Source organism: Novispirillum itersonii subsp. itersonii ATCC 12639 (assembly GCF_000381985.1).
In the GTDB taxonomy this organism is placed as follows: Bacteria; Pseudomonadota; Alphaproteobacteria; order Rhodospirillales; family Rhodospirillaceae; genus Novispirillum; species Novispirillum itersonii.
Map to the genome: position 1 here is coordinate 427,926 of NZ_KB907338.1, position 13,552 is coordinate 441,477.

The following is a 13,552-nucleotide window of genomic DNA, read 5'->3' on the forward strand; positions in this document are numbered from 1 at the left end:
CAGGCAGACTGAACGGATCGGTTATGCCGTGGCGGCGACGCCTTCGGCAAGGGTGGCGTTGCTGTTGGCGGTGCTGTCCGGGGTGCAGTACAGGTCATAGAGGGTGTTGATGACCGTGCTGGCCTCTTTACCCTTCAGACTGTAGAAAATCGTCTGGGCGCTGCGCCGGGTCTTAACCAGATCGTCGCGGCGCAGGCGTGCCAGATGCTGCGACAGTGCCGACTGGCTTAGGCCAACCAGCTTTTCCAGTTCACCGACGCACTTCTCCCCTGCGCCCAGCTGGCAGAGGACCATCAGCCGGTGTTCGTTGCTCATTGCCTTCAGGAGTGCGCTGGCCCGGCGCGCATTGTCCTGAAGCGTTTCCAGATCTGCTTCCATGTTGTCTGCTCTGAGTCATAATTTTGTTGCGCGGGTTGATCCCGCGTTTTGAGAGTGTCTCTTATCTTATAAGAGGCATATCGGAATCCACTAGAAAATTTGTATATGATCGTTTGATCTCGGGGCGGATGTTCTCAGGAAGATCGCCGCATTTATGGTCTTTTCATTGGAAAAAGAAGAATAGGACGGCAGAACATTCTTTTAATGAACGCCGTCTATTAAGGTATGGGATTGATTTTTCTGCCCGGAAGGGGCCTGACCGGATGGTCAGGGTGGTTTCGCGTATTAATTGTCTGACAATGTTGGGGAGGCTCACGCAATATTAAAACCGATCAAAACAGCGATTTTGAGCCGGTAAAAAAATACCCGCAAAAAAACTGTCGCAGGTCCGGGCGCGGGCCTATACTGGGAGTCTGCCCGGATCAGGGGAGCAATCATAACAAAAACAGCCGGGACCGGTCTTAATCCATCCGTTGGGGTGGGGCATTCTGCCGACATCAGGCAGGGGGCGGCTGACCCGGGTGGTACTAGGGTGTGCGGGGATTGGGATGTCCGCCGGTCCGTCTGGCCGGGGGGCCCGGAGTCTCCGCCGGAGTCAGGTAATGTCCGCCGGGCGGGGCCGTGTCACCACGGGCTGCCGGGGCCGGGCATGCCGGGGGAAACGACAGACCGGAAAGGCGTCCCGCGTTCATGAGCACGTTGCTGATTACCCATCACGATTGTATCGAACACGCCCCGGGCGATTACCACCCGGAGCATCCCGACCGCCTGCGGGGCGTAATGCGGATGCTGGAGAGCGAAGACTTTATGCTGCTGCACCGCGATCAGGCCCCGCATGCCGATCACGAGCAGCTGCTGCGGGTGCATCCGCTGTCTTATATTGAAGAGATCATGGATATGGTGCCGCGCGAAGGCATCCATTCCATCGACGGCGACACCACCCTGTCGCCGAAAACCGGCGAGGCGGCGCTGCGCTCTGCCGGGGGGGTCTGTGCGGCGGTTGATGCGGTTGCCCGGAAAGAGGTGCGCAATGCCTTTGTCGCCGTCCGTCCGCCGGGCCACCATGCCGAGCGGTCCCGGGCGATGGGCTTCTGCTTTTTCAACAACGCCGCCGTCGGGGCCTATCATGCCCGCGCCGTCTACGGGTTGCAGAAGGTGGCGGTGGTGGACTGGGATGTACACCACGGCAACGGCACCCAGCATATTTTCTGGGATGATGCAGACGCCTTTTATGCCTCGACCCATCAATACCCGCTGTGGCCGGGCACCGGGGCGGCGGATGAGTGCGGGGCGTACAACAACATCGTCAACTGTCCGCTGCCTGCCGGGGCCGGGGGGGCAGAGTTCCGGGCGGCAATGACGGAAAAGGTGCTGCCGGCGCTGCGGGCCTTTAACCCCGATATCCTGTTCATTTCCGCCGGGTTTGATGCCCATGGCCGTGACCCGATGGCCAACATGCGCCTGACCGTCGCCGATTTTGTCTGGGCGACGGAAGAGCTGATGCAGGTCGCCGCCGACTGCTGCGAGGAGCGGGTGGTGTCGGTGATGGAAGGGGGCTACGACATTGTCGCGCTGGCCGCCTGCGTTGCCGCCCATGTGCGGAAGCTGATGGGGGTATAGGGGGCAGTGCTGTCTTGAATGACAGCGGGAATTATTTTATGAACGCATCCCATGGATGTGGGGTGCGGTATGCCATATGTTTCAGTCCTGACGCCGGAATGGCAGGTTTCTGCCACCGGACTGACATTATTGGATGGAGAATTTATCGTCCGGATTCCGGTCGCGGTAGATGAGGAGACGAAAGCAGTTCTGTCTGTTTTCGTCTGCCTGTCTCCGGAGCCCGGTTTTGCCCCCGATGGTTATGAACTGGTGTTTAATCTGGTGGAAAGCGGCGGCGATGATGACGACCGTTATTTCTCGGATGGCAGGGAGACCCGCAGGCTGATCTCTGATCCGGTTCAGCGGGCAATGATCCTTAGAGTGATCTGCGAGGCCGTGAGTATGGTGCTGTCCAAGGCTCAGCCACGGCGCATCACCATGATGACAATGCAGCCGAATTTGCCTGACAAGGCTTTGACGAAATATGATTGTCTGGCGATGGTGATGACCTCAAAGGGGTATATCGGCGGGCGCTGCGATCCCTATCAGGGGTTGCGGATCTGGATTTTTGAAAATGGCAAGGCCCTTGAATGCCCCTGAGGGCAGGCTTAGACTAACGTTATGTAGATTGGAGTGGACTGTCATGACCGCGATACTGCCGAGGGATAAACAGATTGAGCTGATGGTCGGTGCCGCCGATCGCGCTGCTGCCCGTATTGCGCGCTGGCAGAAAGATACCGGGGTGAAGGCGGTGCTGGCGGAAGCCCCGGTGCGCAGTGCCTCAACCACGGTTGTCGGTCGGACTGACCGCAAACTTGCGGCTGGGTGAGGGCAGGCTCCTGCTCCGGCGGGGCTGAAGGCTGAAAAAACAGACGGGGCAGCCGCCGGGCCGCCCCGTTTTGTCTTGGTCCCCTTCGCTGACATCCTTGCTCTTGAATCTTTCAGGGGGCCTTGAGGCGCTTGTGGGCTTCGGTCAGGATCCGTTTGTTGAGGATCTTGACATCGCCCACCATCAGCAGGCGCAGATCGCGGACGATGTATTCGGCCAGATCCGCGTCGGAAATATCATCGCCGGGAATATCCAGCCGGAAGTCCTGCCCCTGCAGGCCGCCGCCGTTGCTGAAGGTGATGGCAAAATCAAAACACACACGATGGTCGGGGCTGGGGCTGGGCATGGTCTGTCTCCTGCGCAAAAGGGCTTGCCTCTGCGGTGATACGGCGTTTCAATACATAAGAAAATCTGATTAATTTTATCGCAGTGATAATAAAATGACTGAAAAGCCGTTGGATCTTGATCTGGTGCGGGCCTTTCTGGCGGTGGCGGCGGCGGGGTCGTTCCGGCAGGCTGCAGAGCGCCTGAACCGCACACAGGCCGCCGTCAGCCAGCAGATGCAGCGGCTGGAAGACACCCTTGGCGTGGCACTGGCGGAGCGCACCACCCGCCGGGTGACGCTGACCGTGGCGGGGCAGCGGTTCCGCCCTTTCGCCGATCGCCTGCTGGAGCTGGAGGCACAGGCCCGCCGCGCGGTGCGGGGGGCGGCGGTGCCGGTGCGGCAGATCCGCATCGGGGCACCGGATGAAGTCGCCGGGGCGCTGTTGCTGCCCGCGCTGACACGGCTGCGGCAGGCCCTGCCGGATGTGCTGCTGCGGGTGGTGTCCGGCCCCACCGGGCTGTTGCGGCAGACGCTGGGGCGCGGGGTCGATCTGGTGCTGGGCCTGCAGGCCGGGCCGGGTGGGGATGGGCTGACGGTGACGGAAACGCCGCTGCGCTGGCTGGGCCGGTCTGCCGGGGGTGGGCCGTTGCCGCTGGCGCTGTTCCCCGATGGCTGCGTGATGCGCACCCAGATGCTGGCGGCGCTGGACCGGGCCGGGCTGGGCTGGCAGATCGCGGTGGAGGCCGACGGCGTGGCGGCGGTGGAAGCGGCGGTGGCTGCCGGGCTGGCCGTCACCGCCTTACCGGCCTGCTGCCTGCGCCAGCCGCTGCCGGAGGCCACCGGGCTGCCGCCGTTGCCGCCGGTACAGATCCGCCTGTGGCGGGCGGACGGAACGGATCCGGCGCTTGCCGCCGCCATCCATCAGGGCCTGTGCGGGATGCTGCCGACTGTCTGAAATTCCGGAATAATCACCGCCGCGGTTCCGGAAAACCGGAAAAACCCAGCCCGGAGCCTGATTTTATTGCGCCTGCGAAGCCTTTTTGTTTCAAAACATTAGCTGATGCTGCCTGTTCTGCCCGCCGTTGGCACGCCGGATGCCTATAGCGCCGCTAAACCGCCCGAACCGTCTGGGCGGATCTACGGTAAAAACGGGAGAGGCGACGTGGCCCAGACTATGACCGGTGGCACCGCAGCGGTGGCCAAGCCGAAGAAATTCTATAACAGCCTGTATGTGCAGGTGCTGGTGGCGATTGCCGTCGGTATCGGGCTCGGGCACTTCTACCCCGGTCTTGGCACCGCCATGAAGCCGCTGGGCGATGCCTTCATCAAAATGATCAAGATGCTGATCGCCCCGATCATCTTTTTTACCGTCGTCCACGGCATCGCCGGGATGGAAGACATGAAGAAGGTTGGCCGGGTCGGCCTGAAGGCGCTGATTTATTTTGAGGTGCTGACCACGGCGGCGCTGGTGATCGGCCTGCTGGTGGTCAATCTGTGGCAGCCGGGATCCGGGATGAACGTGGACATCGCCACGCTGGATACCAAGGCGATTGCCGCCTATACCGCCAAGGCGCAGGAACAGGGGACGGTCGAATTCCTGATGCACATCATCCCGACCACCGTGGTCGGGGCGTTTGCTGACGGCGAGATCCTGCAGGTGCTGTTTATCGCCATTCTGTTTGCCTTCGGCCTGCATGCGATGGGCGAACGGGGCCGCCCGCTGCTGCACATGATCGACAGTGCCTCTGTCGTGTTTTTCAAGATCGTCGGTATGCTGATGAAGGTGGCGCCGATCGGGGCCTTTGGCGCAATGGCCTTCACCATCGGTAAATACGGCGTCGGCACCCTGCTGTCGCTGGGGCAGCTGATGGCGGCTTTTTATGTCACCTGCCTGCTGTTTATCTTTGTGGTGCTGGGCACCGTTGCCCGCCTGACCGGGTTTTCGGTGTGGCGCTTTATCCGCTACATCCGCGAAGAGCTGCTGATCGTGCTGGGGACGTCCTCGTCTGAAAGTGCGCTGCCGCGCCTGATGGGCAAGCTGGAGAAGCTGGGGGCGGAAAAGTCTGTCGTCGGGCTGGTGGTGCCGACCGGCTATTCCTTCAATCTGGATGGCACCTGTATTTATCTGACGATGGCGGCGATCTTTCTGGCGCAGGCCACCAACACCGACCTGACCATCTGGCAGGAGCTGTCCATTCTGGTGGTGCTGCTGCTGACCTCGAAAGGGGCGGCGGGGGTGACCGGATCGGGCTTTATCGTGCTGGCGGCGACGCTGGCGACGGTCGGGCATATTCCGGTGGCGTCGATTGCGCTGATTCTCGGCGTTGACCGCTTTATGTCCGAGGCCCGGGCCCTGACCAACCTGATCGGCAACGGCGTTGCCACGCTGGTGGTGGCCAAGTGGGAAGGTGCGCTGAACGAGGAAACCCTGAGGCGCGAGCTGGCCAACCCGACCCCGGATACGGAAACGGCGGCGGTGTCTGCTCCTGCCTCTGCGGCCCCGGCTCAGGCTCCGGCTCAGGCCGGGCAGGCGGTTCCCGCCCCGGCGGAATGATTTGGCCTGACCCGGTGGGTCGTTTATGGTTGGGATAACCGTGTTCTGCAGACCCCCGCCCCGGACGAGACCCGGCGGCGGGGGTCTGTCTGTGCAAAGGGGGCTGCCCTGTTTTTTCTGATGCGGCGTTTTCTGATCTGGCTCGGCCCGGTCGTGCTGGCGGTGCTGGCGGCGGCGGTCACCGGGCTGCTGGCGGAACGGCTGGCGGTTTCGCAACTGCTGGAACAGGCCGGGCCGCGCCGCGATATCTACGTCGAAGGGCTGCGCAGCGAGCTGGCGCGCTACGAGACCCTTCCGGCGGTGATGGCCTATTCCTCCACGCTGCGTCAGATGCTGGCCCACCCGCAGGATGAGGCGTTGCGGCAGCAGGCCAATGCCTATCTGGAGCAGGTGGCCGAGGTGTCCGGCGCGGCGGCCATCTATGCTATTGACCCGCAGGGCACCACCCATGCCGCCAGCAACTGGCGCGGGCCGGGCAGTTTTGTGGATATGAACTTTGCCTACCGTCCCTATTTCCGGGATGCGCTGACCAAAGGCTATGGCCGCTTTTATGGCATCGGCACCACCAGCGGCGCGCCGGGCTATTATTTCGCCCGCCCGATCCCCGGCCCTGACGGGGCGGTGGGGGTGGTGGTGGTCAAGGTCTCGCTGGCGGCAATGGAACGGACCTGGGGTCAGGCCGCCGACCGGGTGCTGGTCCGCGACGGGCACGGGGTGACCATTCTGTCATCGGTGCCGGACTGGGCGTTCCGGACCCTTGATCCGCTGTCTGACGGGCTGCGGGAACGGCTGGAGGCCACCCGCCAGTATGACCGCATCGACCTGCGGGCGCTGGAGGTGGTGCGCGGGGCTTCTGTCGTGCCCGCCGCGCAGGAGGAGGCAACCGCCCTGCGGATCGGCGGGGCGCGGGCCCCGCTGCTGCTGGCGGTATCGCGGACCGTGCCCGGCACCGACTGGACCCTGATGCTGCTGACCGATATGGCCCCGGTGCTGCATGCCCGGCATCTGGGCTGGGGCGGCGGTGCCGTCGCGGTGCTGCTGCTGACGCTGGCGACCCTGCTGGTGCGCCAGCGCCGCCGGACCGCCCGGGCGGAGCGGGCCACCCGGGCCGCCCTGCAGCAGGCCGCCCATGATCTGGAGCAGCAGGTCAGCGCCCGCACGGCGGAACTGGTGGCCGCCAACAGTGATCTGCAACGGGCACAGGACGGTCTGGTACAGGCGGCCAAGCTGGCGGCGCTGGGGCAACTGGCGACCGGCATCGCCCACGAGCTGAACCAGCCGCTGGCCGCCCTGCGCACCCTGTCAGACAACGCCGCCGCCTTTCTGGCCCGGGGCAAGCCGGACCGGGTGACGGAAAACCTGACCCTGATCGGTGATCTGACCGAGCGGATGGCCCGCATCACCGCCCAGCTTCGCGGCTTTGCCCGGCGGTCGGAGAACCGGCCCGAGGCGGTGCGGCTGGCGGTGGCGGCTGGCAACAGTCTGGCCCTGCTGGCCGAGAAAACCCGGCGGCTGGGGGTGACGGTGGAAACGGCGATCGACCCGGCCCTGTGCGTCCGTTTTGATCCGGTGCGGCTGGAACAGGTGCTGGTCAACCTGCTGGGCAACGCGCTGGATGCGGTCAACGGCCAGCCACAGCGGTGGGTGCGGCTGGAGGCCGCCCGCGACGGGGGCCGGGTGCGGGTGCGGGTGCTGGACAGCGGGCCGGGCATTGCCGCCGCCAGCCTGCCACATCTGTTCGAGCCGTTTTTCACCACCAAGCCGCCGGGGCAGGGACTGGGATTGGGGCTGGTCATTTCCGCCGGGATCGTGCAGGACCATGGCGGAGAGATAAAGGCCGACAACCGACCGGAAGGAGGGGCGATGTTCACACTCGACCTGCCCGCCCATGACTGACACCGCACCGCGTATTCTGCTGGTTGAGGATGAGGACGCGGTCCGCCTTGGCATCGAGCAGGCGCTGGAACTGGCCGATCTGCCGGTGCTGGCCTTTGCGGCGGCGGAACCGGCGCTGGCGGCCCTGAAGGCGGCCCCGGCGGATCTGCTGATCACCGATGTGCGGCTGCCGGGCATGGATGGCCTTGACCTGCTGCGCGCCGCACAGGGGCTGGACCCCGACCTGCCGGTGGTGCTGATGACCGGGCACGGTGACATCACCATGGCGGTGGCGGCAATGCGCGACGGGGCCTATGACTTCATCGAAAAGCCGTTTGCGTCAGAACGCCTGACCGCCACCGTCCGTCGGGCGCTGGAGCGGCGGCGGCTGTCGGCAGAGGTGCGCCGCCTGCGGTCTGCGCTGGGCGAGGATGACGGCGGCATCGACAGCCTGATCCTTGGCCGGTCCCCGGCGATGCAGGCGCTGAAGCGGATGATTTTACAGGTGGCCGATACCGGGGCCGATGTGCTGGTGCTGGGCGAAACCGGCAGCGGGAAAGAGGTGGTCGCCCGTGCCCTGCACCGCTTTTCCGCCCGCGCCGACCGGCCCTTTGTGGCGCTGAACTGTGGGGCGATCCCCGAAAGCATGTTCGAGAGCGAGCTGTTCGGCCACGAGGCCGGGGCCTTCACCGGGGCGGGCAAGCTGCGCATCGGCAAGCTGGAATACGCCGACGGCGGCACGGTGTTCCTCGACGAGATCGAAAGCATGCCGCTGCCGTTGCAGGTCAAGCTGCTGCGGGTGTTGCAGGACCGCTGCGTCGAACGGCTGGGGGCGAATAAGCCGGTGCCGCTGGATGTGCGCTTTGTTGCCGCCACCAAGGTCGATCTGGCGGAACTGGCGCGGACCGGTGCCTTCCGCGAGGATCTGTATTACCGCCTGAATGTGGTGCCGCTGACCATTCCGCCGCTGCGGGACCGGCCAGAGGATATTGCGCTGCTGCTGGAACACTTTATGGCGCAGGCGGCAAACCGGCTGGGCCGGGTGCCGCCGTTTGTGTCCGATGCTGAACGGCAGGTGCTGCTGGGCCACCGCTGGCCCGGCAACGTGCGGGAGCTGGGCAATCTGGCGGAACGGGCAATCCTCGGCCTGCCGCTGCTGCCCGGGAATGCTGTTTCGGGGGGCCCTGTTTCAGGGGGTGCTGTTTCGGGGGGCGCCCCGGCGGTCAGCGGCGCGGGCGGGGCCGGTCTGGCGGAGCTGGTGGATGGCTTTGAACGCCGCCTGATCGCCGACAGCATGCGCCGCCACCACGGCGACGTCGCCGCTGTCAGCGCAGAGCTTCAGGTGCCGCGCAAGACCCTGTACGACAAGCTGAAGCGCTTCGGGCTGGAGATCGACGCCTTCCGGTAGCGACACGCCCTGCCCCTAAACCATCGCCATCAGGTCTTCCGGCTGGCTGGTGACGGCGCGGGCCAGCAGGCGGATGCCGTCGCGCAGGCGGGTCAGGCCGCCGACGGTGCCGGTGCACAGCCGGATGGCCGGGGGCGGGCGGTGGCGGCCGACGGCAAAGCTTTCGCCCGGCAGCACCAGCACCCCCATGCGCTGGGCGGTGGCGACAAAGCTTTCCGCCCGCCACGGTGCGGGCAGCGGCAGCCACAGATGATAGCTGTAAGGGTGGCCCTGCGGGGTTTCCACATGCGGGGCGAAGGCGGTGGCCTCGGCGAACAGGGCGTCAACCTCGGCCCGGCGTTCCTGCACATCGCGGCGCAGTTCGGCGGTGATGGCGTCGGCCACGCCATCCTGTACCCAGCGGCGCATCACCTCGCCCATCACCGGCGGCACCATCCAGCAGCTGGCGCGCACCCCGGCGGCCATGCGGCTGAACATCATTTCCGGCACTGCCATGATGCCGACCCGCAGGCCCGGGGCCATGCTTTTTGAGGTGCCGGTGACATAGATGGTCAGGTCCGGCAGCAGGCATTTCAGCGGCGGCGGGCGGTCGGGCACCAGCAGGCCATACACGTCATCCTCAATCACCGGCAGGCTGTGGCGGGCCAGCACGGCGGCAATCTCGCGCAGGCGGTGTTCCGGCGTGACGTAGGCCAGCGGGTTGTGCAGCAGCGGCATGGTGTACAGCGCCCGTGGGGCGTGGTGGCGGATCGCTTCGTCCAGCGCGTCGGGGCGCAGGCCGTGTTCATCCACCGCCACCGGCTCCAGCCGCACGCCGTGCTGGGCGGCCATCGACTTGGTGCCGGGGTAGGTGGTCGGCTCGGTCAGGATCACCTCGCCGGGGCGGGCCAGCGTGGTGAAGGCGATGGAATTGGCATGCTGCGCCCCGCAGGTCAGCAGGGCGGTATGCGGGGTGGCGTGGATGCCGACCCGCCCCAGCCAGTCGGCGGCGGCCTCGCGGTGTTCCCGCATGCCGGTCTCGTACTGATAGGATAACAGCTGCTGCATCATGTTGCTGCGGCTGATGTCGGCCAGCGTGTGGGCCAGAGCCTCGCGCTGAAGGGTCAGCGGCGGGCAGTTGATGCTTAGGTTGACCGGGCCGCCGTCTTCCGGGGTGTCCATCACCGGGCGGGCGCTGGCGGCGGGCAGGCTGTTGGGGGCGGCGGCCATGGTGTCTTCGGGGTCGCGGACAAAGGTGCCGCGCCCGACCTCGCCATCAATCAGGCCGCGCCGCCGGGCTTCCTGATAGGCGCGGGTGACGGTGGTGACGGTGACTTTCAGGTGCCACGCCAGATCGCGGTGGGTCGGCAGCCGGTCGCCGGGTTTCAGGGTGCCATCGGCCACGGCGCTGCCGATGGCGTCGGCAATCGCCTTATAGGTGGCCAGCGGGCGGTCGCTGTGCGGACCGGCGGCGGCGGACAGATCGGGCATCCATATTGTCATGCGTACAATGTTACCGTTGACCATGACAATTTGCAAGACGTAGGCTCTGTCAGGTAAGGCAATTAAGGCGGGTTCTGGCGGGGATGGAGTGCGCAGTCCTTTGTTCTGCCCCAGAAAGACCGGCTTAAAGTGCGTGTAACGTAAGACAATCTGGCCAGATTGCAGAAAGAGGTAATACAATGTCCGGGGTTCCGCTGTATCAGGTTGATGCCTTCAGTAACGAGGTGCTGTCGGGCAATCCGGCGGCGGTGATGCCGCTGGACCGGTGGCTGCCGGAAACCCTGATGCAACGCATTGCCGCTGAGAACAGCGTGTCAGAGACGGCGTTTTTCGTCCGGCGGGAGGATCATTATGAGATCCGCTGGTTTTCTCCGGCGATGGAGGTGCCGCTGTGCGGCCATGCCACGCTGGGGTCGGCATGGGTGATCTTCAACCACCTTGATCCGGCGGCGCAGAGCATCACCTTCCGCACCCGGACCATGGGGGACCTGACGGTGCGCCGCGATGCCGCCGATCCGGCGCGGCTGGTGATGGATTTTCCGGTGACGGAATACCACCCGTCCCAGACCTTCCCGGAGCTGGAGGCGGTGGCCGGGCTGACCCCGCAGAGTGTCTGGGCGGTGCGGGCGGCGGACTTTCTGCTGGTCCTCGACGGGCCGGAGGCAGTGCGCGATTTCGCCCCGAAGATTGACCGTATTCCGACGCTGGGCCGCAACGGGGTGTTCAGCAACGGCATGATGGTCACGGCTGCCGCCCCCGGCGGGGTCGATGGCCCGTGGGGCTGTGATTTTGTGTGCCGGAACTTCCAGCCGGGGCGGGGCGTGCCGGAAGACCCGGTGACCGGGTCGATCCACACGTTTCTGGTGCCGTTCTGGCGTGAGCGGCTGGGCCGGGATGTGCTGGTGTCGCGGCAGCTGTCAAAGCGCGGCGGCACCCTGTACTGCCGCGATCTGGGTGACCGGATCGAGATTGCCGGATACGCGGTGCCGTTTATGACCGGCCTCTGTCAGGTGGGAATTTAGTCTTGTCTGTTTAGCCCCTCACACGCCGGGCGCGGGCGTCCGCCCGCTTGGCTTACGCGCGAATGGTCGCGCGGGGCCTCAATGGCCCAGTCGGCCCGGGGGCCTCCCTGAACAGGGTTTTATTTTGGAGTTTGCAGGATGACCACTGCCGTTCTGGCCGATCAGCCGCTGTATATCGTTGATGCCTTCACCCAGACCCGCCTGAGCGGCAATGCCGCAGCGGTGATGCCGCTGGCAGCCTGGCCGGAAGATGCGGTGATGCAGGCCGTGGCGGCGGAAAATGCCCAGTCGGAAACCGCCTTCTTCGTGCCTGCCGCCGATGGCGGGTATGACATCCGCTGGTTTACCCCGGCGGTGGAGGTGCCGCTGTGCGGCCATGCCACGCTGGCGTCGGCATGGGTGATCTTTAACCGCCTTGATCCGGCGGCGCAGACCATCACCTTTCATACCCGCGAGGTCGGGGATGTGACGGTGGTGCGTGGCCCCGACGGGCGCAGCGTGATGAGTTTTCCGTCGTTCACCCGGCTGGTGCGGACGGTGCCGGAAGGGATTGACCGGGTCCTTGGGGCGCGGGCGCTGGAAGTGCAGCGGATGAGCGAAGGCGATCTGCTGGTGGTGCTGGACAGCCCGGCCCGGGTGCGGGCGCTGACCCCGCTGCTGGAACGGATCGGGTCGCTGGGCACCAAGGCGGTCTGCGTCACCGCCGAAGGGGCCGACCCCCTGACCGGCACCGGCGATTACGTCTGCCGGTATTTTCTGCCGGAGCGCGGCATCCCGGAAGATCCGGTGACCGGCTCCATCCAGCGGGTGCTGGCCCCGTTCTGGGCCAAACGTCTGGGCAAGGCCGATCTGGTCGCCCGTCAGGTTTCGCCGCGTGGCGGCACCCTGTACTGCCGTGTCACCGGTGACCGTACCGAGGTTGCTGGCGACGCTGTTCTGTATCTTGAAGGTAAGGTGACCGTGTGATGACTTCCCTGCACGTTTCTTCCCCCCTGCCGTCGCCGGTGGCGATGCAGACCCGCCCGGCGGAGCCCCTGCCGCCGCATGGCCTGCCGTGCTGGAGCGAGATTGCCGCCGCCATGCGGCTGGTGCGCCCGCATGTGCAGCCGTCGCCGCTGCTGTCGTGGCCGCTGCTGAATGACCGCACCGGCTGCGAGGTGCTGGTCAAGCACGAGAACCACAACCCCACCGGGGCCTTCAAGGTGCGGGGCGGTATTGTCTATCTGGCCCGCCTGCTGGCGGAACAGCCGGGGTTGCCGGGCATCATCACCGCCACCCGTGGCAACCACGGCCAGTCGGTGGCCCGCGCCGCGCAGGCGCTGGGGCTGCGCTGCGTGATCGTGGTGCCGACCTGCAACAGCCCGGAAAAGAACGCCCTGATGCGGGCACTGGGGGCCGAGCTGGTGATCGAGGGCCGCGACGTGCAGGAAAGCTCGGAGATTGCCGACCGCATGGCCCGCGACAGCGGCCTGCACAAGATCCCGTCGTTCCACCCGTGGCTGGTGGCCGGGGTGGCAACCTATGGGCTGGAACTGTTCGAGGCGGCGCCGGATCTGGATGCGGTGCTGGTGCCGGTCGGCATGGGCTCCGGCGTCTGTGGGGTGCTGGCGGCGCGGGACGCGCTGGGCGTTAAGGCCGAGGTTTACGGTGTGGTGGCGGACGGGGCCCCGGCCTATGGTCTGTCATGGCAGGCCGGGCAGGTGGTCTGTTCCGACCGGGCCGAGACCATCGCCGACGGCGTGGCCTGCCGCAGCCCGGTGCCGCAGGTGGTCAGCGCGCTGGTGCAGCGTTCCGCCGGGGTGCTGAGCGTCAATGATGACGAGATCGCCGCTGCCATGCGGCATTATTTCACCGATACCCACAATGTGGCCGAAGGGGCCGGGGCGGTGCCGCTGGCGGCGCTGCTGCGCTATGCTGACCGCTTCCGGGGGAAGAAGATCGGCCTGATCCTGTCCGGCGGCAATGCCGACAGCAGCCTGTTCCGGCAGGTGTTGCAGGGGTAAGGGCGGCGCGAATTCTCTCTGCCGGTCGATCTTTGCGTCAAAAAGCGACCACCGGTTGATTTTTGACATATAAGCCT

At 65.6% G+C, this 13,552-nt stretch carries 13 protein-coding genes; 10 read left to right on the forward strand and 3 right to left on the reverse strand.

Translation table 11 applies throughout. The features are described from left to right. Positions 1–21 precede the first annotated feature (21 nt). Positions 22–378, reverse strand: a complete 357-nt coding sequence (locus tag G365_RS0105220) for an ArsR/SmtB family transcription factor (RefSeq protein ID WP_019644453.1) — start codon at positions 376–378, stop codon at positions 22–24. Positions 379–1,068: 690 nt separating this feature from the next. Here G365_RS0105220 and G365_RS0105225 point away from each other — a divergent pair. The 3 genes from G365_RS0105225 to G365_RS0105235 all read left to right on the forward strand — a co-directional run bounded on the left by G365_RS0105225 (position 1,069) and on the right by G365_RS0105235 (position 2,806). Beyond that, positions 1,069–1,998 (forward strand): histone deacetylase family protein, encoded by a 930-nt coding sequence (locus G365_RS0105225; RefSeq protein WP_019644454.1) that lies wholly within the window; start codon positions 1,069–1,071, stop codon positions 1,996–1,998. Positions 1,999–2,067: 69 nt separating this feature from the next. Further along, positions 2,068–2,577 (forward strand): hypothetical protein, encoded by a 510-nt coding sequence (locus tag G365_RS0105230; protein ID WP_155976121.1) that lies wholly within the window; start codon positions 2,068–2,070, stop codon positions 2,575–2,577. Between the two features lie 43 nt (positions 2,578–2,620). Then, positions 2,621–2,806 carry a hypothetical protein gene (locus tag G365_RS0105235; protein WP_019644456.1) on the forward strand — a complete coding sequence of 62 codons (186 nt, stop codon included), beginning with the start codon at positions 2,621–2,623 and terminating at the stop codon, positions 2,804–2,806. A 112-nt stretch (positions 2,807–2,918) separates the two neighbouring features. Here the strand turns inward: G365_RS0105235 and G365_RS0105240 are convergent, their stop codons facing one another. Further along, positions 2,919–3,152 (reverse strand): hypothetical protein, encoded by a 234-nt coding sequence (locus tag G365_RS0105240; RefSeq protein ID WP_019644457.1) that lies wholly within the window; start codon positions 3,150–3,152, stop codon positions 2,919–2,921. 94 nt (positions 3,153–3,246) lie between these two features. On the opposite strand from G365_RS0105240, the gene G365_RS20435 reads away from it, so the two are divergent. The 4 genes from G365_RS20435 (at position 3,247) to G365_RS0105260 (ending at position 8,968) form a co-directional block, all read left to right on the forward strand. Then, a complete protein-coding gene (locus G365_RS20435) occupies positions 3,247–4,086 on the forward strand; it encodes a LysR family transcriptional regulator (protein WP_019644458.1) in 840 nt (279 codons plus the stop codon). A 219-nt stretch (positions 4,087–4,305) separates the two neighbouring features. Then, positions 4,306–5,685, forward strand: a complete 1,380-nt coding sequence (locus G365_RS0105250; protein WP_019644459.1) for a dicarboxylate/amino acid:cation symporter — start codon at positions 4,306–4,308, stop codon at positions 5,683–5,685. Positions 5,686–5,805: 120 nt separating this feature from the next. Further along, complete coding sequence (locus G365_RS0105255) at positions 5,806–7,581, forward strand: ATP-binding protein (RefSeq protein WP_019644460.1); 1,776 nt, start codon at positions 5,806–5,808, stop codon at positions 7,579–7,581. Then, positions 7,574–8,968, forward strand: a complete 1,395-nt coding sequence (locus tag G365_RS0105260; protein ID WP_019644461.1) for a sigma-54-dependent transcriptional regulator — start codon at positions 7,574–7,576, stop codon at positions 8,966–8,968. Before G365_RS0105255 ends, G365_RS0105260 begins: the two co-directional genes overlap by 8 nt. 15 nt (positions 8,969–8,983) lie before the next feature. Here the strand turns inward: G365_RS0105260 and G365_RS0105265 are convergent, their stop codons facing one another. Next, positions 8,984–10,438 carry an aminotransferase-like domain-containing protein gene (locus G365_RS0105265; RefSeq protein WP_019644462.1) on the reverse strand — a complete coding sequence of 485 codons (1,455 nt, stop codon included), beginning with the start codon at positions 10,436–10,438 and terminating at the stop codon, positions 8,984–8,986. A 191-nt stretch (positions 10,439–10,629) separates the two neighbouring features. On the opposite strand from G365_RS0105265, the gene G365_RS0105270 reads away from it, so the two are divergent. The 3 genes from G365_RS0105270 (at position 10,630) to G365_RS0105280 (ending at position 13,475) form a co-directional block, all read left to right on the forward strand. Beyond that, positions 10,630–11,472 (forward strand): PhzF family phenazine biosynthesis protein, encoded by an 843-nt coding sequence (locus G365_RS0105270; protein WP_019644463.1) that lies wholly within the window; start codon positions 10,630–10,632, stop codon positions 11,470–11,472. A 138-nt stretch (positions 11,473–11,610) separates the two neighbouring features. Beyond that, positions 11,611–12,438 carry a PhzF family phenazine biosynthesis protein gene (locus tag G365_RS0105275; protein WP_019644464.1) on the forward strand — a complete coding sequence of 276 codons (828 nt, stop codon included), beginning with the start codon at positions 11,611–11,613 and terminating at the stop codon, positions 12,436–12,438. After that, entirely contained in the window at positions 12,438–13,475 is a 1,038-nt protein-coding gene (locus G365_RS0105280) for a threonine dehydratase (RefSeq protein ID WP_019644465.1), read from the forward strand. The genes G365_RS0105275 and G365_RS0105280 overlap by 1 nt, the downstream gene beginning before the upstream one ends. Positions 13,476–13,552: the final 77 nt, after the last annotated feature.

Excerpts from the sequence above, each read along its gene's own strand:
- G365_RS0105220 (WP_019644453.1), bottom strand. The coding sequence starts at position 378 with ATGGAAGCAGATCTGGAAACGCTTCAGGACAATGCGCGCCGGGCCAGC.
- G365_RS0105225 (WP_019644454.1), top strand. The coding sequence starts at position 1,069 with ATGAGCACGTTGCTGATTACCCATCACGATTGTATCGAACACGCCCCG.
- G365_RS0105230 (WP_155976121.1), top strand. The coding sequence starts at position 2,068 with ATGCCATATGTTTCAGTCCTGACGCCGGAATGGCAGGTTTCTGCCACC.
- G365_RS0105235 (WP_019644456.1), top strand. The coding sequence starts at position 2,621 with ATGACCGCGATACTGCCGAGGGATAAACAGATTGAGCTGATGGTCGGT.
- G365_RS0105240 (WP_019644457.1), bottom strand. The coding sequence starts at position 3,152 with ATGCCCAGCCCCAGCCCCGACCATCGTGTGTGTTTTGATTTTGCCATC.
- G365_RS20435 (WP_019644458.1), top strand. The coding sequence starts at position 3,247 with ATGACTGAAAAGCCGTTGGATCTTGATCTGGTGCGGGCCTTTCTGGCG.
- G365_RS0105250 (WP_019644459.1), top strand. The coding sequence starts at position 4,306 with ATGACCGGTGGCACCGCAGCGGTGGCCAAGCCGAAGAAATTCTATAAC.
- G365_RS0105255 (WP_019644460.1), top strand. The coding sequence starts at position 5,806 with ATGCGGCGTTTTCTGATCTGGCTCGGCCCGGTCGTGCTGGCGGTGCTG.
- G365_RS0105260 (WP_019644461.1), top strand. The coding sequence starts at position 7,574 with ATGACTGACACCGCACCGCGTATTCTGCTGGTTGAGGATGAGGACGCG.
- G365_RS0105265 (WP_019644462.1), bottom strand. The coding sequence starts at position 10,438 with ATGCCCGATCTGTCCGCCGCCGCCGGTCCGCACAGCGACCGCCCGCTG.
- G365_RS0105270 (WP_019644463.1), top strand. The coding sequence starts at position 10,630 with ATGTCCGGGGTTCCGCTGTATCAGGTTGATGCCTTCAGTAACGAGGTG.
- G365_RS0105275 (WP_019644464.1), top strand. The coding sequence starts at position 11,611 with ATGACCACTGCCGTTCTGGCCGATCAGCCGCTGTATATCGTTGATGCC.
- G365_RS0105280 (WP_019644465.1), top strand. The coding sequence starts at position 12,438 with ATGACTTCCCTGCACGTTTCTTCCCCCCTGCCGTCGCCGGTGGCGATG.